Below are 21,194 nucleotides of genomic sequence, written 5' to 3' on the forward strand. Positions count from 1 at the left end.
CCTCTTCTCCACCCCCCATAGCGCCGGAAGCTACTCAGGTTACTCTGCCACTGGAATACCTATAAAGCAAAGGAGAAGGGGCGGCCGCCGCGAGGTACGCGTCGACCGCCCTTTTCCTGGGTCCTCCACTCATCGTTTTCGAGCGCAGGCTCCGCGTTCGGGCATCGTGCTGTCAGTCGTTGCCGATGTTGATGTCGCCGGTGTTGTTGTTGCCGCCGTTGCCGCCGGGTGCGTTGCCGTTGGCGCCGTTGGCGTTGCCACCGTTGCCGTTGCCGATGTTGCCGCCCCTGTTGTCGATGTTGATCTTCTTCACCTTCTTGACCTTCTTGACGACGGGCGGCGGCTTGCAGCCAGTGGTCACCGCTGCAGGCGTGCCCACCGAGGCCTGGGTGGCGCTGGTGGCCGCCGCCGTGGGCTGGGCCGACATCGTCACGGGGACGGCAATGGCGGAGGCGGCGATGGTGGCGGCGGCGAAGGCCTTCTTGAGGTCAAGCATGAGAGGTTCTCCTTAGGTATGAGCTCCGGGTGAGCTATGCGGATATTTCTACCTAAGTGGGGTTGCATGTCCCTTTCATGCCGATAGCGGATGATATGCGGGATATCGCGAAATATCGGTTGCCTGCCAGGAATGCCGCTGAGAGGATCCTCGCCATGCCTGCCTTCTCCGCGCCTGATGGAACCGTCCTCGCCTACCACGCGTTCGGACAGGGCGTCCCGCTGATCTGCCTGCCGGGCGGCCCGATGCGGGACTCCGCCTACCTCGGTGAACTCGGCGGCCTGTCGGCGCATCGACAGTTGATCATGGTGGACCCTCGGGGCACCGGCCAGTCCGCGATACCGCAGGACGCCGCCTCCTACCGCTGTGACCGGCAGGTCGACGATGTCGAGGCGCTGCGCGAGCACCTTGGTCTTGACCGGCTGGACCTGCTGGGGCACTCCGCCGGCGCCAACCTCGCGGCCCTGTACGTGGCCCGGCACCCGGAACGGGTGGGAAAGCTCGCTCTGATCACCCCCAGCACCAGAGCCGTCGGCATCGACGCCACCGCGGAGACACGGCGTGAGACCGCGCGACTGCGCAAGGACGAGTCCTGGTTCCCGTCGGCCTTCGCAGCTCTTGAGGCGATCGTGGCAGGCAACGCCACCGACGACAGCTGGAAGGCCATCGACCCCTTCTTCTACGGCCGATGGGATGCGACGGCGCAGGCCCACCACGCAGCCCAGGACGGTCAGCAGAACCAGGAGGCCGCCGACGCCTTCGGCGCCGAGGGCGCCTTCGACCCGCAGGCCACTCGCGCGGCACTGGCCGCGTTCGACGGGCCCGTGCTGCTGCTGGCCGGGGAGGTCGACCTGAACACGCCCCCGAGCGTCGCGGCCGAATACGCCACGCTGTTCCCGAACGTCGCGTTCGTGGTTCAGGAGGAAGCGGGCCACTACCCGTGGCTCGACGATGCCGACCGGTTCGTGGCCACGACCGCGACGTTCCTCGGCTGAAGGCCGCCTCGCGCGACCGCCGAGCGGGCCGCCCTGTGACTCGGGGTACGGCCCGCGGATCGCCATCGAGCTCGACCAGATCCGGGTGGGATTGATGGAGATGCAGCGGTTCGGTGTCTACGAGGCGTTAGAGGTTCTGGGCGAGGCGCTGGAGTGCTGGAAGTCGCCGGCCCTCGGAAGGGCCGGCGGCGATTGTCATCGAGAGATCTCGTACGGAATGATCTCCGCGAGGGCGGAGGCCCCGCCCATGCCGTAGTCCACCCGCAGCCTCACGTACCTGGTCGAAACGCCCTTCATATCGACGTCGTTCGGCGCCGTCATGCGCGGCCACTCGACCCGCTTGACGTCCCTGAACGTCGTACCGTCGTCACTGACCTGCACCACACCCTTCACGATGGTGGCGTTCATGTTGACCCGCAGCTTGGGCTGGAAGCGGACCGCGGACAGCTCCCTGACCCGTCCCATGTCCACGGTGATGAAGTGCGGCTGGGGCACGACCTCCGGGTAGTACGAGTGGTAGTCGGTCGTCAGGTTCCCGTCGACCGCACGGGCCGGGTCCCCGGCACCAGGCTTGAATGTGCTCGCGGTCGCACTCAGCTCGGCCGGCGGGATCCTGTTGCCGGCCGGCGGTGCAGGCCAGATGTCGCGCGCCTTGCCCGGCTCCTCGCTGACGATCGGCTGGTCGGGACCCGTCCCCTTGCCGCGGATCACCACGTCGGTGATGACCGCGCCGTGGTCGGAGTAGAACGGCCAGGGCTGGTCGAGCCAGCTGTTCCGGTGGCGGGGCAGGCGGCTCACGTCCGCCCGGGAGCCGAGGATGCGGACATCCTTGCCGCGCGCGAAGACGTAGTCGATGCGGGCGGGTACGGCGCCGAAGCCGCTCAGCGGGCTCCAGGTGCGGCCGGGGTAGGCCCCGGCGTCGGGGTTGGCGTAGCGGAAGGTGTCGAGGAAGCCCGCGTCGGTGTACATCTTCGTGTACGGCCACGGCAGCACCACTCCGCCGTGCCCGGGCGCGTTCGCGAACTGCTCGGACCAGTCCAGGTGCGACTGGGCATTGAGGTCACCGCCCATGAGCACCGGGGCGTCGTCGTCGCCGATGAAGGACGGCAGCGCCTTCTCCAGGATCGCCTTGCCCATGCCGACCCGGCGCAGGTGGTCGCCCTCGAGGATCTGCTCGGTCGTCTTCGTCCGGGGAAGGCCGTGGGTGTTCTGCACGGCCGCGTCGTGGGTGTCGCCGAAGGCGTAGCCATCGTGCCAGGTCCACAAACTGAACGCGTGGACGTGCTTGCCGTTCGGCAGGCCGAGCCGGGCGCCGCCGATGTTGAAGGAGGAGATGTCCGCGTCGGCGTAGCGCGGGTAGACCTTCTCGATCTCGAGCTTGGTGTACAGCCACAGGTTGTCGCCGTTGACGCTGTAGTCCTCCGGCTTGGTGAGCTGCACCCCGGAGAACCGCTTGTCCGCCGGCCGTCCGGCGTTCAGCCCGTCCAGGATCTTCGTGCCGGAGCCGTACCCCTCGACCACGAACAGGATGTCGGGGTCGACCTCGTTGAGGTACTCGATCATCTGCTGGAGGTTCTCGCCCGTCGGCTCCTGGCGGTTGATCGTGCCGCCGACGAAGAGGTTCCACGCCATCAGCCGGAGCGGCGTGCCCACGCGCTTCTCCGGCAGGGACGTGACGGAAACGTCGACCGTCACCTCCTGCTCGGGCAGCGTGAAGGGGCGGCTTCGCGCCTGCCCGTCACGGCTGTAGACGGTCTCGCGCGCCCATACCTGGTCACCGCTCCTGACGGTGGTGGTGAACTCCTCCACATGGTGCGGACGCGGCTTGCCGGTCGACACGACCGTGCAGGTGCTGCCGGGACGCTGGCCCCCGTCGCACTCCAGCCGGTACGCGGCCGGTTTGGCGCCGGGGTCGGCCGCGGCCGCCGGTGCCGGGACCAGCAGCCCGGCAAGGGCCAGGGCAACGGCCAAAGGGGGAACTAATCTCCGCATGAGCTTGTCCTTCCGTAGCGGTCTGAAGGGCTGTCAGGTGAGGCGCTGGGGGGCGGCGGGGCGCGAGATCGCGCCTTCGGGTGAGAAGAACTGCTTGTCCACGTGCTCCAGCGCCAGGCACGCCGCGCCCAGCGCGACGCATTCCTCGCCGAGCGTCGAGGGCCTGAGCTCGGGGACGCGCAGGCAGTGGGGTTCGAGGGCGCGGCGTAGTGGTGGCAGCAGGACGTCGGCCGAACGGGAGAAGCCGCCGCCCAGCACGACCAGCTCGGGATCGAGGGTCAGGACCATGGCCGCGGTGCCGAGCGCGAGCTGGTGGGCGTAGGCGTCGACGGCGGCCAGCGCGACGGGGTCGCCGGCGCGGGCGGCGCCGAAGACGAGCCCGGCGGCGTCGTCGGGCGAGGCGCCTTCGGCCGCGGGGCAGCTCTCCAGGTGGTTCGCCATGGTGCGCCAGCCGGTGATCTCCATGAGGCCGACCTCGCCGGTGGCGCCGCTGAAGCCGTGGTGCAGGCGACCGTCGAGGATGAGCGCGGCCCCCGGGCGGCGGCCGGCGTGCAGGTAGACGAGGTCGCGGACGCCGGCGGCGACGCCCAGCCGCTGTTCGGCCAGGGCGGCGAGCTTGCTGTCGTTCTGGAGGGTGATCGGGCAGGGCAGCTGCCGCCCGAGGTGGCCGATGAGGTCGACGCCGGCCCAGTCGGGCAGGGCTTCCACCCGGGTGACCACCCCTTCCCTGTCGACGACGCCAAGGCTTCCGGCGGCCACGCCCCACAGATCGAGCGGGGTCAGGCCGGAGGCGACGAGGGCGGCGTCGACGGCTCTGGACATGGCCTGCAGCCGTTCGTCGCGGGTGGTGCGGGGGCTGACGGCGATCCGCCCGCTGGCGACGGTACGGCCGGCCAGGTCGGTGACCACGGCGAGGACCTTGTGGACCCCTATGTCGATGCCGAGCACGTGCCCGGCGTCGGCGCGGAAGCGGTAACGCCTGGCGGGCCGGCCCATGCCGCCCGTGGTGGGCTCGACCTCGGCGATCCAGCCGCGTTCGTGGAGGTCGGTGATGACGTCCACGATGGAGCCCCGCGACAGCCCGGTCCGCGCGGCCAGCTCGGTGAGCGTCAGCGGCCCGCGCGCGTCACGCAGGGCGCGGATGCTGCTCAGCGAGTTCAGCTGACGCAACCGCTGAAGGTCTCCACCGCTGAGCTGCACGGGATCGCTCCTCACTATTGACGGACTCCCGATTATGTACGGCATGCCCCGCCTCGGCTACCCCGAAATATCCGAAAATTCAGGTCTTGACCATAGGGGTCGATCCATGAGTATCTATGGACTCCACAATAAGTCGGGAGTTCATGCATGACAGTGACCATCGCGGTCGTCGGAGCCGGCAACCGCGGCCAGGTCTACGCCAGGGCCGCCGCGGCCGACGGCCGGGCGCGGATCGTCGCCGTGGCCGACCCTGATCCGGCCAGGCGGGCCAGGCTGGCCGCCGAGCACGGCCTGCCGGAGCAGGCGTGCTTCAGCGGATGGGCCGAGCTGGCCGCCCGGCCGAAGCTGGCCGACGCCGTGGTCATCGCCACCCAGGACCACCTGCACGTCGAGCCCGCCGTGGCCTTCGCCGGGCTCGGCTACGCCATCCTGCTGGAAAAGCCGATGGCCCCCACGGAGCCGGAGGCGCGCAGGATCGTCGAGGCCGTCGAGCGCAGCGGGGTCGTCTTCGCGGTCGGTCACGTCCTGCGCTACACCCCCTACACCGGGGTGCTCAAGCAGATCGTGGCCAGTGGCAGGTTAGGTGCGATCTCCAGCGTCCAGCACCTGGAACCGGTGGGCTGGTGGCACATGGCCCACTCCTTCGTGCGGGGCGCCTGGCGCAACGCCGCCGGATCGGGGCCGATGCTGCTGACCAAGTCCTGCCATGACATCGACTGGCTGCTCCACCTCGTCGAGGACGAGCCGGTCGGCGTGGCCTCCTTCGGCTCGCTGACCCACTTCAGGAAAGACAACCGGCCAGAAGGCGCGGGCACCCGCTGCGTGAGCTGCGCCGTCGAGCCCACCTGCCCGTACTCCGCCAAGCGTCTCTACCTGGGCTGCCTCGGCGACCCGAAACGGGAGTTCTGGCCACTCCTCGCGGTCACCTCCGACGCCACGACGGCCGGCGTCACGCACGCGCTGGAGACCGGCCCGTACGGCCGCTGCGTCTACGACTGCGACAACGACGTGGTGGACCAGCAGGTCGTGATGCTGGAGTTCGCGCGAGGCGCCACCGCGTCGTTCACGATGACCGCCTTCACCCCGCTGGAACACCGCAAGACCAGGATCTTCGGCTCGCACGGGTTCGCCGAGGGCGACGGCCGGACGATCAGGATCGTCGACTTCGCCACAGGCGCCGAGGAGATCGTCGACACGGCCACGAGCGCGGGGGCGTCGACGGCCGACGGCCATGGCGGCGGCGACCTGGGGCTGACCAGGGCCTTCATCGACGCCGTCGCTGCCGGTGACCAGTCGCCGCTCGGCGCGGGCGCGGCCGACGCGCTGGCCGGTCACCTCGTCGTCTGGGCCGCCGAGCGTGCCCGCGAGACCAGGACGGTGCAGGCCCTGTGACGACGATCCCCGCTCCCTCCCGCCTCACCACGGCGCCAGGGCAGTTCGCCTTCACCTCCGCCACCACGTTGACCGCCGACCCGGCGCTGGCCAGGGCCGCGGTGTGGCTGCGCGACAGCCTCACCCCGGCAACCGGCCTGCCGCTGCCGGAAGGCCCCGGCGGGATCGAGTTCCGCCTCGCCGACGGCCTCGGCCCCGAGGAGTACCGGCTGACGACCACGCCTGCATCCGTGCTGATCGAGGCCACGGCCGCGGCAGGCGCCTTCTACGGGGCCCAGACGCTGCGTCAGCTCCTCGACCCGGCCGCGTTCCGTGCCGGCCGTACCGGGGACAGGGTCTGGAGCGTCCCCGCGGTCACCATCACCGACGGCCCCCGGTACGGCTGGCGCGGCTGCCTCATCGACGTGGCCCGCCACTTCCTGCCCAAGAACGACCTGCTGCGCTACATCGACCTGCTGGCCGCGCACAAGCTCAACGTGCTGCACCTGCACCTGACCGACGACCAGGGCTGGCGGCTGGAGATCAGGAAGTACCCGAAGCTGACCGAGGTCGGCGCGTGGCGGCGCGAGTCGCCGCTGGGCGCCAAGCGGCACCGCCGCTTCGACGGACGTCCGCACGGCGGCTTCTACAGCCAGGACGACATCAGGGAGATCGTCGCTTACGCGGCCGACCGGTTCGTCACGGTCGTCCCTGAGGTCGACCTGCCCGGCCACACCCAGGCCGCCATCGCCGCCTACCCGGAGCTCGGCAACCTCGGCACTGCGCTGGAGGTGCGCACCGAGTGGGGGGTCGGGGAGAACGTGCTCAACGTCTCCGACGAGACGATCGCCTTCTTCACCGACGTCCTCGACGAGGTCCTGGAGCTCTTCCCGAGCCAGTACGTGTGCGTCGGCGGCGACGAGGTGCCCAAGACCCAGTGGAACGAGAGCCTGCCGGCCAAGGAGCGCATCCGCGAGCTCGGCCTGCGCGACGCCGACGAGCTGCAGACCTGGCTCATGCGGCACTTCACCGACTACCTGCTGGCCAGGGGGCGCAGGCCGCTCGGCTGGGACGAGCTGATGGAGGGCGGCCTGCCGGACGGCCTCACCGTCGGCGCCTGGCGCGGAGACACGTGTACGGCGCTGGCCGCCAGGGCCGGCCACGACGTGGTCGTCTCGCCGTTCGCCGAGACCTACCTGGACTTCCGCCAGGCCGAGGGCGAGCAGGAGCCGGTGCCGATCGGCAGCGTGACCTCCCTGAGCGCGGTGCACGCCTTCGACCCGGTCCCGGCCGGGCTCACCGAGGAGGAGCGGGGCAGGATCCTAGGCGCCCAGGCGGCGCTGTGGACCGAGCACATCGACTCGCCCCGGCTGCTCGACTACATGGCCTTCCCCCGCCTGGCCGCGTTCGCCGAGGCGGTGTGGAGCGGCGAGCGCGACTTCGAGGACTTCCTCGTCCGGCTCGCCGTGCACGAGAAACGGCTCGACGCCCTCGGCGTGGAGTATCGCCCGGCCGCCGGGCCGTACCCATGGCAGCGCCGCCCCGACGCCCCCGGCCACCCCCGGACCAGGGCCGAGATCGACGGCAAGCTCGCCGCCTGGACCGCGACCCTGCGGTCCTGAGACACCCCCCACCTGGAGACACTCATGCGTTTTCGACTGCCCCTGGCCGGGCTGCTCGGCCTGGCCGTGCTCGCCACCGGATGTGGCGGCTCCAGCGAGCCCGCCACCGACGGCAAGGCCACCATCAGCTACGCCATCTGGGACAAGAACGACCAGGCCAGCACCGAGAAGATCATCGCCGCCTTCCAGCAGGCCAACCCGAACGTGACGGTCAAGCTGGAGATCACCCCGTGGGACCAGTACTGGACAAAACTCCAGACAGCCGCGTCCGGCGGCGCCGCTCCCGACGTCTTCTGGATGAACAGCCTCAACGTCCGCATGTACGCCAAGGGCGGCGTCATCGCCCCCGTCGATGAGTCCAAGGCCGCAGGCCTGTCCCAGGCGGTCGCCGACGGCTACCGCTATGACGGCAAGCTGTGGGCCCTGCCGCACAACGTGGGCATCCCGGCGCTCTGGTACGACAAGAAACTCTTCGACGCCGCCGGAGTGGACTACCCGACCGCTGACTGGACCTGGGACGACGTCAAGGCCGCGGCCAAGAAGCTGACCGACCCGGCCAAGAAGCAGTTCGGCATCCTCGCCCACATGTGGGACCAGGGCGGCTTCTACCCCACGATGATCCAGGCAGGCGGCCACGTGCTGTCGGCCGACGGCAAGAAGAGCGGCTTCGACGAACCCGCCTCGATCCAGGGCCTGGAGTACTGGACCGGCATGATCAAGGACAAGGTCGCCCCCGTCGCCGAGGTCTACACCGACACCGACCCCATCCAGCTCTTCCAGTCCGGCAGGTACGGCATGTTCCACGGCGGCGCCTGGCTCGCCTCCACCTTCTGGGCCAACCCCGAGATTCGCGAGCGGATCGACGTGGCCCCGCTGCCCAAGGGCCCGGCCAAGGAGGCCGTCATCCTGCTGGGCCTGGCCAACGCGGTCTCGGCCAAGAGCGAGCATCCGAAGGAGTCGGCGGCCTTCGCCGAGTTCGTCGCCTCCGAGCAGGCTCAGAAGATCCTCAGCGACAGCGGCGGCGGCGCTCTCTCGCTCCGCGAGGGCACCCAGGAGGGCTGGTTCAAGGCCTTCCCCTCCTTCCACCTGAAGGAGACCTACGACGCTTCGATGCCGCACGGCGTGCCGTACCCGGTGAGCCTGAACACCGCGCAGTGGCAGGACGTGCAGAACAAGCTGCTCGCCGACGCCTGGGCGGGCAAGCGGCCGGTGGCCGACGTCGCCAAGGAGATCGCGACGCAGATGAACGAGATCCTGGCCAAGGAGTAACGGATGCTCTCCAGGCGCGAGTGGGTGTGGGGTTACCTCCTCATCACCCCGATGGCGCTGGGTCTGGCCGTCTTCTACCTGTGGCCCATCGCCCAGACCCTGTACCTCAGCTTCACCGAGTCGGGCGTCTTCGGCGGGCACACCTGGGTGGGGACGGCCAACTTCACCGACCTGCTCGGCGACGAGGAGATGCTCGGCGCGCTCGGCAACACCCTGCTGTACGCGGTGCTGGTGCTGGCGGGCGTGCCGCTGTCCATCGTCATCGCGGCGCTGCTGAACGTGCCGGGGCTGCGCGGCCTGAGCGTCTACCGGACGCTCTACTTCCTCCCGGTCGTCACGATGCCCGCCGCGGTGGGCCTGACCTGGCGTTACCTGTTCAACGGCGACTTCGGCGCGATCAACTACCTCCTCGGCAAGCTGGGGATCGACGGGCCCTACTGGGTGGGCGATCCCGAGTTCGCCATCTACGCCATCGCGACCGTCGGGATCTGGAGCACGATCGGCTACAACGCCGTGCTGTTCCTGGCCGGGCTCCAGGGCATCCCGCGCCACTACTACGAGGCGGCCTCGATCGACGGAGCCGGGCGGCTGCGCCAGTTCTTCCGCATCACGCTGCCGCTGCTGACGCCGACCACGTTCTTCGTCATCGTGATCACGATGATCAACGCACTGCAGGTCTTCGACCTGGTCTATCTCATGATCGACCTGAAGGGCCCGGCGCTGGCCGGTAGCCGCACGATCGTCTACCTCTTCTACGAGAAGGGTTTCGTGCAGAACCAGCGCGGGCTCGCCGCGGCCATCGCCGTGCTGCTGCTCGGGCTGATCCTCGTGCTGACCGCCATCCAGTTCAGGCTGCAGAAGAAGTGGGTGCACTATGAATAGGCGGCCGAGGACCTGGCCGGCCCACGTGGCGCTGGCCCTGGGCGCGCTGGTGATGCTGGCGCCGTTCGCCTGGCAGATCGTGGGCTCGCTGCAGACGCTGCCCGACTCGCTGCGGATCCCCCCGAAGTTCACGCCCTCGTGGCAGTGGTCGAACTTCGCCGACGTCTTCCGCACGGTGCCGCTGGGCCGGCAGTTCCTCAACACGGTCGTGGTCACCGCCGCCATCACCGCCGGGCAGCTGCTGCTGTGCTCGCTGGCCGCCTTCGCCTTCGCCCGGCTGCGTTTCCCCGGCCGGGGCGCCATCTTCATGCTGTTCCTGGCCGTGCTGATGGTGCCGCAGGAGCTGTTCATCATCCCGCGCTACGAGATCATGCAGGGGCTCGGCTGGCTCAACACGCTGCAGGCGCTGATCGCGCCGGGCGTCTTCGGGGCCTTCGGCACGTTCCTGCTCCGGCAGTTCTTCCTCACGCTGCCCAGGGAACTGGACGAGGCCGCCCGCCTCGACGGCGCCAATCCGCTGCAGGTCTACTGGCACATCATGCTGCCGCTGGTCAGGCCCGGTCTGCTGGCGCTCGGGCTGCTGACCGTCATGTGGTCGTGGAGCAGCCTGCTGTGGCCGCTGGTGGTCAACACCGATCCGGAGATGATGACGCTCTCGGCCGGGCTCGCCTCGCTCCGCGGCCAGTACCAGACGAACTTCCCGATCCTGTTCGCCGGGTCGGTCGTGGCGTCGCTGCCCGTCATCGTTCTCTTCGTCGTCATGCAACGGCAGCTCATCGCTGGCATTGCCTTCACCGGCTCGAAGGGCTGACCCGCCAGGCTTTCCTCCGCATTTATCCCCCTTACTAACTACATAAGGAGTTTGTGTGCGTTCCTTCCGCAGCAGGATCGCCATCGCCGCGGGCCTCGCGCTCGCGACGCTGGCCGCCCTCCCCCCGGCGGCGGCCGGCGCCCGCCCGCAGCCCGTAGACGTGCAGTTGCTCTCCTACACCGACTTCCACGGCTACATCACCCCGCAGAACAACACGGCCGACGGCACCATCAAGGACGCCCAGGGCAACCCCCTGATCGTCGGCGGCGCCGCCTACATGGCGACCCACCTGAAGAACCTGCGGGCGGGCAAGGCCAACACCGTCACCTTCTCCTCCGGCGACAGCTTCAGCGGCTGGCCCGTCGAGGTCTCCCACCACGCCGACGAGCCCACGATCGAGTTCATGAACAAGATCGGCACCAGCTTCACCACCGTCGGCAACCACGAGCTCGACCGGTCGATGGAGTTCCTGCGCGACCACATGGGCAAGGGCGAGTGCTTCGGCGTCGTCGGCGAGGACAGCTGCTTCACCGACTCCGCCGGCCACCCCTTCCAGGGCGCCCAGTTCACCATCTCCACGGCCAACATCACCCGCAAGGGCGAGACCGAGCCGCTGTTCAAACCGTACGTGATCAGAAGGTTCGGCAAGGTGCGCGTCGGGTTCATCAACCTGACCACGCCCACCACCGTGAACGGCTCGACCTCCTACCAGCCCTCGCTGGACAACCTGCCGCTGGTCGAGACGGCCAACAAGTACGCGGCCGAGCTCAGGAAGCGCGGCGTCAAGGCGATCATCGCCAACGTCCACGAGGGCGGTGCGGCGGGCAACGACTTCAACGGCTGCAACGACGCGGCCAAGAGCGGTCCCATCTGGGACTTCGCCAAGAACGCCTCGCCCGACATCGACGCGATCGTCACCGGTCACTGGCACTGGTTCTTCAGCTGCTCGGTCCCCGACCCGGCGGGCAACCCCCGCCCGGTGGTCGAGGCCGCCAACCACGGCCGCCTGATCAACGAGATCAACCTCAAGATCGACGGACGCACCAAGGACGTGATCAGGGAGTCCATCACCTCGGTCAACCACCCGGTCACCCGCGACGTCCCCGCCGACCCCGAGATGGTCAAGCTGGTCGACTACTGGAACGCCAAGGAGAAGGAGACCTACGCCAGGCCCGTCGGCACGATCACCGGCGACCTGACCCGCACGCGTGACGCCGACGGCGAGAGCACGCTCGGCAACCTCGCCGCCGACGTCGCCTACGCCGACTCGCGGCAGACCCAGGGCGGCGGCGCCGACCTGGCGATGGTGGCCGTCGCCCCGGTGAAGGGCTCCAACTCGCTGCGCGGCGACCTGCTGTACGCCAAGGGCGCCAACCCGGCCGACGCCGACGGCAAGGTCCTGTTCGGCGAGGCGTGGGCCACCTGGGGCTACGCCAACCCCGTGCTGACCGTCTCGGTGAAGGGCAGCCAGATCGAGCAGGCCCTCGAACAGCAGTGGCAGACCCAGGCCAACGGAAGCGTCAGGTTCGCGCCGCTGGCCGTCTCCGGCAACGTCCGCTTCCGCTACGACACCACCAAGCCCGTCGGCGACCGCGTCCTGCCGGAGAACGTGCTGATCAACGGCCAGCCGCTCGACCCGGACAGGAGCTACCGCCTGGCCGCGCTCGCCTACACCCTGCTGGGCGCCGACGGCTACGCGGCCTTCGCCGGCTTCACCGACGCGGTGCGCGGCCAGCGTGACTACGAGGCCTTCCGCACCTTCCTCAGGAACGGCCCCGTCACCCCGCCCGCCCTCGACCGCGCCGTCGCGGTCAACACGGCCGGGTAGTTAGGCGGCCTTCCGGCCGGGCTGGGTCCGCAGTGCCCAGCCCGGCCGGCAGCCGTATGCCACCCGATCGCATCGGGCACAGAATGTCGGGTGCGGCGTAGGGGCGGGCTCCTACCGTGGTGAGCGAACCGGGAAGGAGTGCTGGGACGTGCTGGAACGGCTCAACCAGGCCATGGACTACATCGAGAGCAACCTCGATCGGCAGATCGAGGGAGCCGAGCTGGCGCGGATCGCGGTCACGTCGGAATACCACTTCCGGCGGCTGTTCTCCGCGCTGGCCGGGATCCCGCTGTCGGAGTACGTCCGGCGCCGGCGCCTCACGGTCGCGGGCGCGGAGGTGATCGCCGGTTCCGAGCCGCTGCTCGACATCGCGGTCCGCTACGGCTACGGCTCCGGCGAGGCGTTCGCGCGGGCGTTCCGCGCCGTGCACGGCGTCGGGCCGGGAGAGGCCAGGCGAACCGGAGCGGCGCTGCAGTCCCAGGCACGCATGTCCTTCCGTCTCATCGTCGAAGGGAGCAGTACCATGCGATACCGGATCGTGGAGAAGGCGGAGTTCACGCTGGTCGGCAGGAAGGCGAGGGTTCCGCTGGTCCACGAGGGGATGAACCCGGCCATCGTCGACTTCGTCCGCGGCGTCGGCCAGGAGGCCCTGGACCGCATCGAGCGACTGTCGGACCAGGAGCCGCGCGGCGTCGTCAACGTGAGCGACAACCTTTCCGGCAGCCGCGAGGAAGGCGCCGAACTGGACTACTGGGTCGGCGCCGTCACGGGCGCCGACACCCCGGCCGATCTGGACTCCCTGGCGGTTCCGGCGGGCACGTGGGCGGTGTTCGAGAGCTCGGGGCCGTTCCCTGAGGCGCTGCAGTACCTGTGGCGCGACGTGTTCACCCAGTGGTTCCCCTCCAACCCCTACCGCAGCAGGCCGGGCCCGGAGATCTCGGCCGCCCGGGTGTCGTCAGACGGCACGCAGGCCGACGCCGAGCTGTGGATCCCGGTGGAACACGACACCGCCTGACGTTCGGCGGTGACGGCAGGTGCGTCGCGGATCCGACGCCCTGCCGCTCCTTCCTTCTGCCCGCCTCGGCCGTCCCGGGCCGTTAGCCGCGCAGCGCTACCGGGAGGGCGGTCAGCCGGCTTGCCTGGATGCCGCCGAGGTCGATCTGCCGCAGTTCGGCGAAGGGTACGGCCAGGCGCACGTCGGGGAAGTCGGCGTGGAGGACGTCCACGATCGCGCGCAGTTCCAGTTGGGCGAGCTGTGCTCCGGTGCAGTAGTGCGGGCCCGCGCCGAACGTCAGGTCCGGTCCGAGAGACCGGGTGGGGTCGGTGTTGATGCCCTGGATGTCGATGAGCACCGGGGAGCGGGCGGGGAGCGGTACCCCGGCGAGTTCGATGTCGGTGGAGGTGAACCGCCAGAGGCTGAAGGGGGCTGGTGAGTGCAGCCGCAGTGTCTGCCGGACGGACTCCTCGGTCGTGATGTCCGGCGCCTTCTTCCGGTCGGGGTCGAGGACGCGGGCGAGCAGGAATCCGAGCGCCGGGTCGGTGGTGAGCTGTCCGGCGTAGATCAGCGTGAAGATCAGGTAGTGCAGTCGCGCTTCGGTGATCTCGTCGGGGACCCGATCGCGCAGCTCGACGGCGAGGCCGGAACGACCGTCGCTGAGTGCGGCGGCGGCCAGGTCCTGGAAGGCGGCCATCGCCCTGCCCACCTCCTCGGGGTCGCTGCTGTGCATGCCTCGGCAGGCCGCGATGGCCCCGTCGACCCGGTCGAGCGGCACGCCGAGCACGTCGCAGACCACGGTGAGCGGGAACCGGGTGGTGAAGTCGGCCGCCAGGTCGACCGTCGTCTCGGTGGCGGCGACCTCGGTGAGCAGTTCGCGGGCGATGGTGGTGATGCGGTCGGAGTATTCGTGCATGCGCCGGGCGGTGAACAGCGGACCGTGGGCTCGCCGTAGCGGCTCGTGAGCCGGGCCGTCGAGGGTGGTGAGGGATGGCTGCTCGGCCGCGGTCGGTTCCAGGCCCGCGGTGCGCCGGTCCCAGCTGAGGGGAGCGTAGGCCGGGTCCTTGACGATGTGCGGGTGGACGAGGGCCTGCCTGGCGAGCGTGTCGTCGGTGATGATCCAGACCGGGCCGCCTGCCGGGGCGTCGGCCCGGACGATGGGACCTGCGGCGCGCAGGGCGGCACGGGCGGGGTGGGGTTCGCCGACGGCGCGGACGGTGACGGCGAACGGGTCGATCGCGAGGTGAGGTGCGTCGGGCATCGGTTCTCCTTGAGACTGTCGTGCCGCGGTCACTGGTGAGGGGCGGGTGCGTGCTTGGGGAGAAGGAACATCGCCGCGGCGGCGGCGATGTAGCAGGCGAACTGCCAGGGCAGGGTCGCGACGAGAGCGTCGCCGTAGGCGGTGGGGCCGGTGGCTCCCTCGGCCAGGGAGCCGTCGAGTCCGGTGAAGAACACCAGGCCGAGTACGGCAACGCCGAGCGCGTTGCCGATCTGGGTGATGGTGGTCAGCACCCCGCCCGCGGCGCCGGCGTCGCGGGCGGGCACACCGGCGAGAACGACGTTGATCAGCGACGGGGCGGTCAGCCCGAGCCCCAGACCGCCCAACAGCAGGGGCGCGGCCAGCGCCCAGTAGGAGGGCTCGACATCGCTGCCGACGATGAGCAGAAGGACTGCCTGGGACACGGCCAGGATCAGTGCCCCCGAAACCAGGAGTGCACGGCCGGCGCGGTGAGCGAGCTGGACGCCGATGCCGGAGGTGATGATCGAGCCGATGGCGTAGGGCAGGATCACCAGGCCGGTCTCGAGTGCGGTGTGTCCGGTGCCGAGCTGCAGGTAGAGGGACAGCACGAGGAAGAACGAGCCGAGCGCCCCGAAGAACAGCAGCGACGCCGCCAGGCCACCGGCGAAGGCGCGGACGCGGAGCAGGGCAGGGTCGAGGATCGGCTGTCCGCCGCGTGCGGCCAGCCGGCGCTGCCGGGTGAGGAACACCGCGGTCACCGGAGCCGACAGCGCCAGGATGACGAAACCCCACCAGGGCCAGCCCCAGTCGCGGCCCTGCATGAGGGGCAGCAGCAGGAGCACCGCGGCGGCGGCGGCCAGGGCGGCGCCGGGCAGGTCCAGCCGGGCGCCGCCCGGCGCGCGGGACTCGGGCATGAACCGGGCGCCCAGCGCCAGCCCGATGAGCGCGATCGGCACGTTGACCCAGAAGATCGCCCGCCAGCCCAGGCCGAACAGGTCGGCTTCGACCAGGACGCCGCCGAGCAGCGGCCCGGCCACCGAGGCCAGGCCGAGCACCGCGCCGTAGGCGCCCAGCGCCTTGGCGCGGGCGCTGGGCTCGAACGAGGCGCGGATGATGCCGAAGACCTGCGGGATCATCAGTCCCCCTGCCAGGCCTTGCACGATGCGCATGCCGATCAGTGCTCCCGGGCTCGGCGCCAGCCCGCACCCGGCCGAGGCCAGCATGAACGCGGCCAGCCCGAGCAGGAACACGCGGCGGCGGCCGAACTGGTCGCCGATGCGCCCTCCGGTGATCAGGCCCGCGCCGACCGCGAGCGTGTACCCGGCGATCATCCATTGCAGCGCTGCCTCGTCGGCGCGCAGGTTGTGGGCGATCGCCGGGGCGGCCACGCTGACGATCGTGGCGTCCAGCAGTTCCATGAAGGACGCGGTGAGGATCGCGGCCAGTACGGCCATCGCCGTACGTCCAGCCAGGAGAGGGGAGGTCGTGGTGCCACCGTCATGGAGGCGGGTGGTTGCGGGCATGCCGGGCTGTTCTCCTTGGTCGCGGAGACGATGCGGTAAGATGACTGCGTGGTGCAGTAGCTGCGCCACGCAGCGAACATAACACACAAATGACTGCGCGACGCAGCGAAATAGGGGGAGGGGGGTGTCCCGATGACCAAGCACGACCCGGGCAGACAGGCGCTGCTCGCCGAGATGCTCAAGGACGCGGTGCCCAGCTGGGCCATCCAGGTGGTGCGGCTCAACAAGGTCGTCGCCGACCGGCTGGGCGTCGCCGAAGCCGATGTGCAATGCCTGCACGTGCTGGATCGGTACGGCCCGGCCACACCAGGCGCCCTGGCCAAGCGCGTGGGCCTCACCACCGGATCGGCCTCACGCATGATCGACCGGCTCGTCGCCGCGGGCTGCGTCCGGCGGACGGCCGACCCCCACGACCGCAGACGGATCCTCATCGAACCCACCCAGGAAGGCATCGACCGCGTCACCGACGCCTACGCCGGGCTGATCGCACGCACCCGAGACGACCTCGCCGCGTTCGACGACCGGGAACTCGCCGCCATCCTCCGTTTCGTGAGAGCGGCCGAGAACAGCACCGCCACCGAGATCACCACCCAAACAGGCGGTCTTGAATGATCTATCGGGCGGCCCTCGTCAGGTGCTCGATCTCGGCGCTGACCAGGTCGGGGACGTCCAGGTAGAGATCGTGCCGGGCCTTCACCTGCACGTACCTGCCGCCGGGCGCCGCGTCCGCGACCAGCTTGCGGTGGATGCCGGTGTACGCCGCGAAGATCTTGCCGCAGGTGTCGTCGCCGTCGGGGCACTCGCTGGCCGACTCCATGATCGTGAGCGGGACCCGGAGCGGCCCGTCGGCGGCCAGCTGCCGGGCCGAGGTGGTCAGGTCGATGCCCTGGGTGCTGTCCTTGCCCCTGCCCGCCTGGAACTCCTGCTCCCGCGCGCGCTCGTCGGCCGTGAGGAGTGGGAGGAGCACCGGGTTGAGCTTGTCCACGTGCTCCTGCGGGTTCATCGCCAGCACGCCGACGACCTGGTCGGGGTGGCGGGCGGCGTAGTGCTGGACGTACAGGCCGCCGGCGGAGACGCCGACGAGAAGGTACGGTCCCGGCACCTTCGCGGCCTTGAGCAGCGCGGCCAGGTCGTCGGCGATGTCGCCCGTGGTGCGTGGCTTGGGCGCGGGGTCGCTCCGGCCGAGGTTCGCGCGGTCGTAGTTGCACACGTAGTACGCCGGGGTGAGCCGGTCGCGCAAGGCCGCCATGCGCCACTGCCCCGCCGTACCGGCCGCGTCGTAGCCGACCTCCAGGATGACGGTGACGGTGCCGGAACCGGCGCAGTCGATCGCCAGAGACCGGCCCTGCGCGACGGCGAACCTGCCCTTGACGGGCGTAGGGGACGCCGGGCCGCATCCCGCGGCCACCAGCAGGGCCAGCAGGACGATGGGGGGAACCCGCCGCAACGACATAACCCGAGGCTAGGCAGTACGGCCCCGCCCGGCATCGGGGCCAGCACCAGCATCAAGGACTGTGGCTGCCTGCGTATGCTCCCCGCATGAAGTGGGTCACGCTGCGCGAACTGCTCGCCTTCGACGAAGGCGGGATCCTGCGGCTGCTGCTGGCGCCGTCGGGGCAGGACATCCGGCTGGAAGGCGTGATCATCGGCGACGAAGGCCCGGAACGTTCCTGCGCCGGGCGGATCGTCCTGGCCACGGGGATCACCATCCACGAGGCCGCGCGTCGCGACGCCGCCGCCGTGGTGGTGCGCGGCGGCGGCGACGAGGTGCCCGAGGACGTGCTCACCACCGCCGACCAGTACGGCATAGCGCTGCTGGCCCGCTCGGAATGGGCCGACTGGGACGACGTGGCGACCCTCCTGCGTTCGGCCATCGCCTACGCCGAGGCCGGGCGCGGCGACCGGATGGCCGACGCCATGGCGGGCGGCGGTCTGGCGGCGCTGGCCTCGGTGGTGGCCGACTTCACCGGCGGCTCGATCACGATCGAGGACACCCAGTTCAGGGTGCTGGCCCACTCGGCGACCGGTCCTGAGGCCGACGAGCTGCGCCGCTCGACCATTCTCAGCGGCAAGGTGCCGGACTGGCGGGTCGAGGAGCTGCGGCGCAGCGGACTGCTGCGCACGCTGTGGTCGTCGAACGAGGTGATCCACCGGCCCGCCGACGGCGACACCCCCGAACGGCTCATCATCGCCATCCGCAGCGGCAGGGAGATGCTCGGCTCCATCTGGGCCGCCGCCGACGGACGCGACCTCACCGCCAACGCCGCCAACGCGCTGAGCAGGGCGGCCGAGGTCGCGGTGCCGTACCTGCTGCAACACCGGCTGCGGGAGAGCGGCGCGCGCAGGCGGGAGGAGCACGCGCTGCGCGGGCTGCTGTCGGGGGAGGGCGAGATGAGCACGCACGCCTGGTCGCTGGGCCTGTCCCCGGACGTGCGCTGCGCCGTGGTCGTGGCCGAGCACGACGGTCAGGCCGGGGCCGCCGCCGAGCGGGTGATGGGGGCGCTCGCCCTGCAGGCGGCCTCCTACCGGACGTCGGTGCGGGTGCTGCGGGAGTCGGCGCGGGTGGTGGCTCTGCTGCCGCTGGCCGACGGCGACGAGCGCGACGCCCTGGGTCTGGCCCGCGAGCTCGACGTCCTCGCCGCCTCGACGCAGGGCGCCGGTCCGGTCTGGGTGGGTGCGGGCTCGGCCGCGCCGTCGCCGCTGCTGGCCTCGGCCTCGCGGGCGGAGGCGGGGCTGGTGGTGCGGGTGCTGCGCGAGCGCGGCGGCCTGGAGGAGGGCGCCCGCAGGCATGCGGCGGCGGCCGAGCTGTGGTCCGCGCTGGACGTCCTGCGGGTGCTCGACGCCGTCCGCCCGGTGTGGGAGCACGGCAGCGGCCCCATCCACGACCTGGTCAGGACCGATCTGGAGGCCGGGGGAGAGCTCGTCCGCTCGATCGCCGCCTACCTCGACGCCGCGGGGGACGTGACCGCGGCCGCCCAACGGCTCGTCCTGCACCCCAACACGTTGCGCTACCGGCTACGCAGGGCCCGCGAACGCTTCGGCGTCGATCTCGACGACCCCGACACCCGGCTCATGATCAGCCTGGCCGTCCGGTTGGTGGAACGGCCTTAGCCGACCGGCCAAACCCGGCCTTCGGCTTTGGCCGCCCGGCTAAAGACCTGACGGCCCTTTATGCCCGAATCTCGTCTACGGTTCGCCGAAATTCCTTTCCTTGGAGCATGGACGTGATTGAGAGCAGGGTCGCCGACGCCGTACGCCACGCCGTGAACGTGGGAGCGCTGGGCGCCGACCAGCCCGTGGCCGGATTCATCGACATCGAGGGCGTCCGCTCCTCGGTGCGGTCGCTGCGGGAGGCCTTCGGGCCCGGAGTGCTGCACACCTTCGCCGCCAAGGCCGCCTCCCTCATCCCCGTGCTGCGGCTGCTCGCCGACAACGGCATGGGCTGCGAGGTCGCCAGCCCGGGCGAGCTGCGCATCGCGCTCGACGCCGGGTTCGACCCCTCCACGATCGTCTTCGACTCCCCGGCCAAGACGCGCGAGGAACTCGTCCAGGCCCTCGCCCTCGGCGTCGCGATCAACGCCGACAACCTCACCGAGCTGCGCCGGATCGACGTCCTGCGCCCCGACGACTGCGCCTCGGTCGTGGGCCTGCGGGTCAACCCCCAGGTCGGCACCGGCTCCATCGGCGCGATGAGCACCGCGACCGCCACCTCCAAGTTCGGCGTCGCGCTGCGCGATCCCGGCGCCCGCGAGGCCGTCGTCCGTGCCTTCGCCGACCGCCCGTGGCTGACCCGCCTGCACGCGCACGTCGGCTCCCAGGGCTGCCCGCTCGACCTCATCGCCGCGGGCATCGCCGAGACCTACCGGCTCGCCGAGGAGATCAACGCCACCCTGGGCAGGCGGCAGATCACCAGCATCGACATCGGCGGCGGCCTGCCCGTCAACTTCGGCTCCGACGACGTCACCCCGACCTACGACGACTACGTGGCCGCGCTCCGCTCCGCCGTACCCGACCTGCTCGACGGGCGGTACGCGCTGGTCACCGAGTTCGGGCGGTCACTGCTGGCCAAGAACGGCTTCATCGGGGCGCTGGTGGAGTACACCAAGGACGCCGGGGGGCGGCGCGTGGCCATCACCCACGCGGGCGCGCAGGTCGCCACCCGCACCGTGCTCATGCCCGAGGCGTGGCCGCTGCGCGTCGAGGCCTACGACGCCAAGGGACACGCCAAGGAGGGGCCGCTGCTGGCGCAGGACGTGGCCGGGCCGTGCTGCTTCGCGGGCGACGTCGTCGCCCACGCCCGCGAGCTGCCCGAACTGGAGGAGGGCGACTTCGTCGTGCTGCGCGACACCGGCGCCTACTACTTCTCCACCCCGTGGGCCTACAACAGCCTGCCGTACCCTGCCGTTCACGGCTTCACGGTGGCCGACGACGGCCTGGTACGGCTGGCCACGGTACGGCAGGCGCAGACCCTCGACGAGATCGCGCTGGCCAGCGGCCTCGCCCACACCGATGCCCTCGTGAAGCTCTAGTACGGGGTCGCGCTGGGAGAACCTCATTGGCATGCCGAGGCCATCGCGAGGGTGCTCGGCGCCGGACGATTCGACCGGGTGCTCGGCTCCCTGCACTGCCTGCCGGACGGCGACGGGTTCGCCGAGCCGCCGGGCCTGTACGGTCACCGAGCCGCGGCCGATGTCATCCGGGAGTACCTGGCCGAAGTCGGAGATCAACACGGTCGTGCCACTGCACGTGACCCTCGTGCGGTGGTGGCACGAAGAAGGTGGCCAAGCGGTCACCTTCGGCAGCGACGCCCACGAGCGTCGGTCGTCGCCCGCGGGTTCAGGGAGGCGGCGCACATGGCGGAGGCGCACGGCTTCCGGCCCGGACGGGATCCATGGGACTTCTGGGCACGCGTGCCGTGATCGACGCGCCGGACCGTGCCTCGCCCGCACCGCCGTATCCCGGCGGGTTCGC

General features: G+C 70.5%; 17 protein-coding genes. 11 read left to right on the top strand and 6 right to left on the bottom strand.

All coding sequences use genetic code 11. The annotated features are described in order from the left end of the window. Positions 1–172: 172 nt before the first annotated feature. Positions 173–496, bottom strand: coding sequence for a hypothetical protein (locus ACFXJ8_RS35490; RefSeq protein ID WP_379648561.1), 324 nt, complete (start codon positions 494–496; stop codon positions 173–175). A 155-nt stretch (positions 497–651) separates the two neighbouring features. Between ACFXJ8_RS35490 and ACFXJ8_RS35495 the strand changes: the two genes are divergently transcribed. Then, the gene (locus ACFXJ8_RS35495; protein WP_379648563.1) at positions 652–1,491 is read left to right on the top strand and encodes an alpha/beta fold hydrolase; all 840 of its coding nucleotides are present in this window, start codon (positions 652–654) and stop codon (positions 1,489–1,491) included. Between the two features lie 195 nt (positions 1,492–1,686). On the opposite strand, the gene ACFXJ8_RS35500 is transcribed toward ACFXJ8_RS35495, so the two are convergent. Both ACFXJ8_RS35500 and ACFXJ8_RS35505 read right to left on the bottom strand, forming a co-directional pair. After that, on the bottom strand, positions 1,687–3,483 hold the full coding sequence (locus tag ACFXJ8_RS35500) for a discoidin domain-containing protein (protein WP_379648565.1): 1,797 nt from the start codon (positions 3,481–3,483) through the stop codon (positions 1,687–1,689). A gap of 33 nt (positions 3,484–3,516) precedes the next feature. Beyond that, the gene (locus ACFXJ8_RS35505) at positions 3,517–4,683 is read right to left on the bottom strand and encodes an ROK family protein (RefSeq protein WP_379648566.1); all 1,167 of its coding nucleotides are present in this window, start codon (positions 4,681–4,683) and stop codon (positions 3,517–3,519) included. Positions 4,684–4,830: 147 nt separating this feature from the next. Between ACFXJ8_RS35505 and ACFXJ8_RS35510 the strand changes: the two genes are divergently transcribed. The 7 genes from ACFXJ8_RS35510 to ACFXJ8_RS35540 all read left to right on the top strand — a co-directional run bounded on the left by ACFXJ8_RS35510 (position 4,831) and on the right by ACFXJ8_RS35540 (position 13,481). Then, entirely contained in the window at positions 4,831–6,075 is a 1,245-nt protein-coding gene (locus ACFXJ8_RS35510; RefSeq protein ID WP_379648568.1) for a Gfo/Idh/MocA family protein, read from the top strand. Further along, on the top strand, positions 6,072–7,676 hold the full coding sequence (locus ACFXJ8_RS35515; RefSeq protein WP_379648569.1) for a beta-N-acetylhexosaminidase: 1,605 nt from the start codon (positions 6,072–6,074) through the stop codon (positions 7,674–7,676). The genes ACFXJ8_RS35510 and ACFXJ8_RS35515 overlap by 4 nt, the downstream gene beginning before the upstream one ends. Positions 7,677–7,700: 24 nt before the next feature. Then, complete coding sequence (locus tag ACFXJ8_RS35520) at positions 7,701–8,945, top strand: ABC transporter substrate-binding protein (protein WP_379648571.1); 1,245 nt, start codon at positions 7,701–7,703, stop codon at positions 8,943–8,945. A 3-nt stretch (positions 8,946–8,948) separates the two neighbouring features. Continuing rightward, positions 8,949–9,827: a carbohydrate ABC transporter permease gene (locus ACFXJ8_RS35525; RefSeq protein ID WP_379648573.1), complete on the top strand. Its 879-nt coding sequence runs from the start codon at positions 8,949–8,951 to the stop codon at positions 9,825–9,827. After that, on the top strand, positions 9,820–10,638 hold the full coding sequence (locus ACFXJ8_RS35530) for a carbohydrate ABC transporter permease (protein ID WP_379648575.1): 819 nt from the start codon (positions 9,820–9,822) through the stop codon (positions 10,636–10,638). The genes ACFXJ8_RS35525 and ACFXJ8_RS35530 overlap by 8 nt, the downstream gene beginning before the upstream one ends. A 55-nt stretch (positions 10,639–10,693) precedes the next feature. Then, positions 10,694–12,466 (top strand): bifunctional metallophosphatase/5'-nucleotidase, encoded by a 1,773-nt coding sequence (locus ACFXJ8_RS35535; RefSeq protein ID WP_379648577.1) that lies wholly within the window; start codon positions 10,694–10,696, stop codon positions 12,464–12,466. A 148-nt stretch (positions 12,467–12,614) separates the two neighbouring features. Continuing rightward, on the top strand, positions 12,615–13,481 hold the full coding sequence (locus tag ACFXJ8_RS35540) for an effector binding domain-containing protein (protein ID WP_379648579.1): 867 nt from the start codon (positions 12,615–12,617) through the stop codon (positions 13,479–13,481). 82 nt (positions 13,482–13,563) lie between these two features. Here ACFXJ8_RS35540 and ACFXJ8_RS35545 read toward each other — a convergent pair whose 3' ends face one another. Together ACFXJ8_RS35545 and ACFXJ8_RS35550 are read right to left on the bottom strand one after the other, a co-directional pair. Further along, positions 13,564–14,721 (bottom strand): cytochrome P450, encoded by a 1,158-nt coding sequence (locus tag ACFXJ8_RS35545; RefSeq protein ID WP_379648581.1) that lies wholly within the window; start codon positions 14,719–14,721, stop codon positions 13,564–13,566. Between the two features lie 29 nt (positions 14,722–14,750). After that, positions 14,751–16,223: an MFS transporter gene (locus tag ACFXJ8_RS35550; RefSeq protein ID WP_379648583.1), complete on the bottom strand. Its 1,473-nt coding sequence runs from the start codon at positions 16,221–16,223 to the stop codon at positions 14,751–14,753. 132 nt (positions 16,224–16,355) lie between these two features. Between ACFXJ8_RS35550 and ACFXJ8_RS35555 the strand changes: the two genes are divergently transcribed. Continuing rightward, entirely contained in the window at positions 16,356–16,835 is a 480-nt protein-coding gene (locus ACFXJ8_RS35555; protein WP_379648585.1) for a MarR family winged helix-turn-helix transcriptional regulator, read from the top strand. A gap of 1 nt (position 16,836) precedes the next feature. Here the strand turns inward: ACFXJ8_RS35555 and ACFXJ8_RS35560 are convergent, their stop codons facing one another. Next, positions 16,837–17,676 (bottom strand): alpha/beta fold hydrolase, encoded by an 840-nt coding sequence (locus tag ACFXJ8_RS35560; protein WP_379648586.1) that lies wholly within the window; start codon positions 17,674–17,676, stop codon positions 16,837–16,839. A gap of 86 nt (positions 17,677–17,762) precedes the next feature. On the opposite strand from ACFXJ8_RS35560, the gene ACFXJ8_RS35565 reads away from it, so the two are divergent. Together ACFXJ8_RS35565 and ACFXJ8_RS35570 are read left to right on the top strand one after the other, a co-directional pair. Beyond that, the gene (locus ACFXJ8_RS35565) at positions 17,763–19,334 is read left to right on the top strand and encodes a PucR family transcriptional regulator (protein WP_379648588.1); all 1,572 of its coding nucleotides are present in this window, start codon (positions 17,763–17,765) and stop codon (positions 19,332–19,334) included. 107 nt (positions 19,335–19,441) lie between these two features. Further along, complete coding sequence (locus ACFXJ8_RS35570) at positions 19,442–20,752, top strand: diaminopimelate decarboxylase (protein WP_379648590.1); 1,311 nt, start codon at positions 19,442–19,444, stop codon at positions 20,750–20,752. Positions 20,753–21,194 lie beyond the last annotated feature (442 nt).

The sequence above is a fragment of the Nonomuraea sp. NPDC059194 genome (assembly GCF_042754765.1).
In the GTDB taxonomy this organism is placed as follows: Bacteria; Actinomycetota; Actinomycetes; order Streptosporangiales; family Streptosporangiaceae; genus Nonomuraea.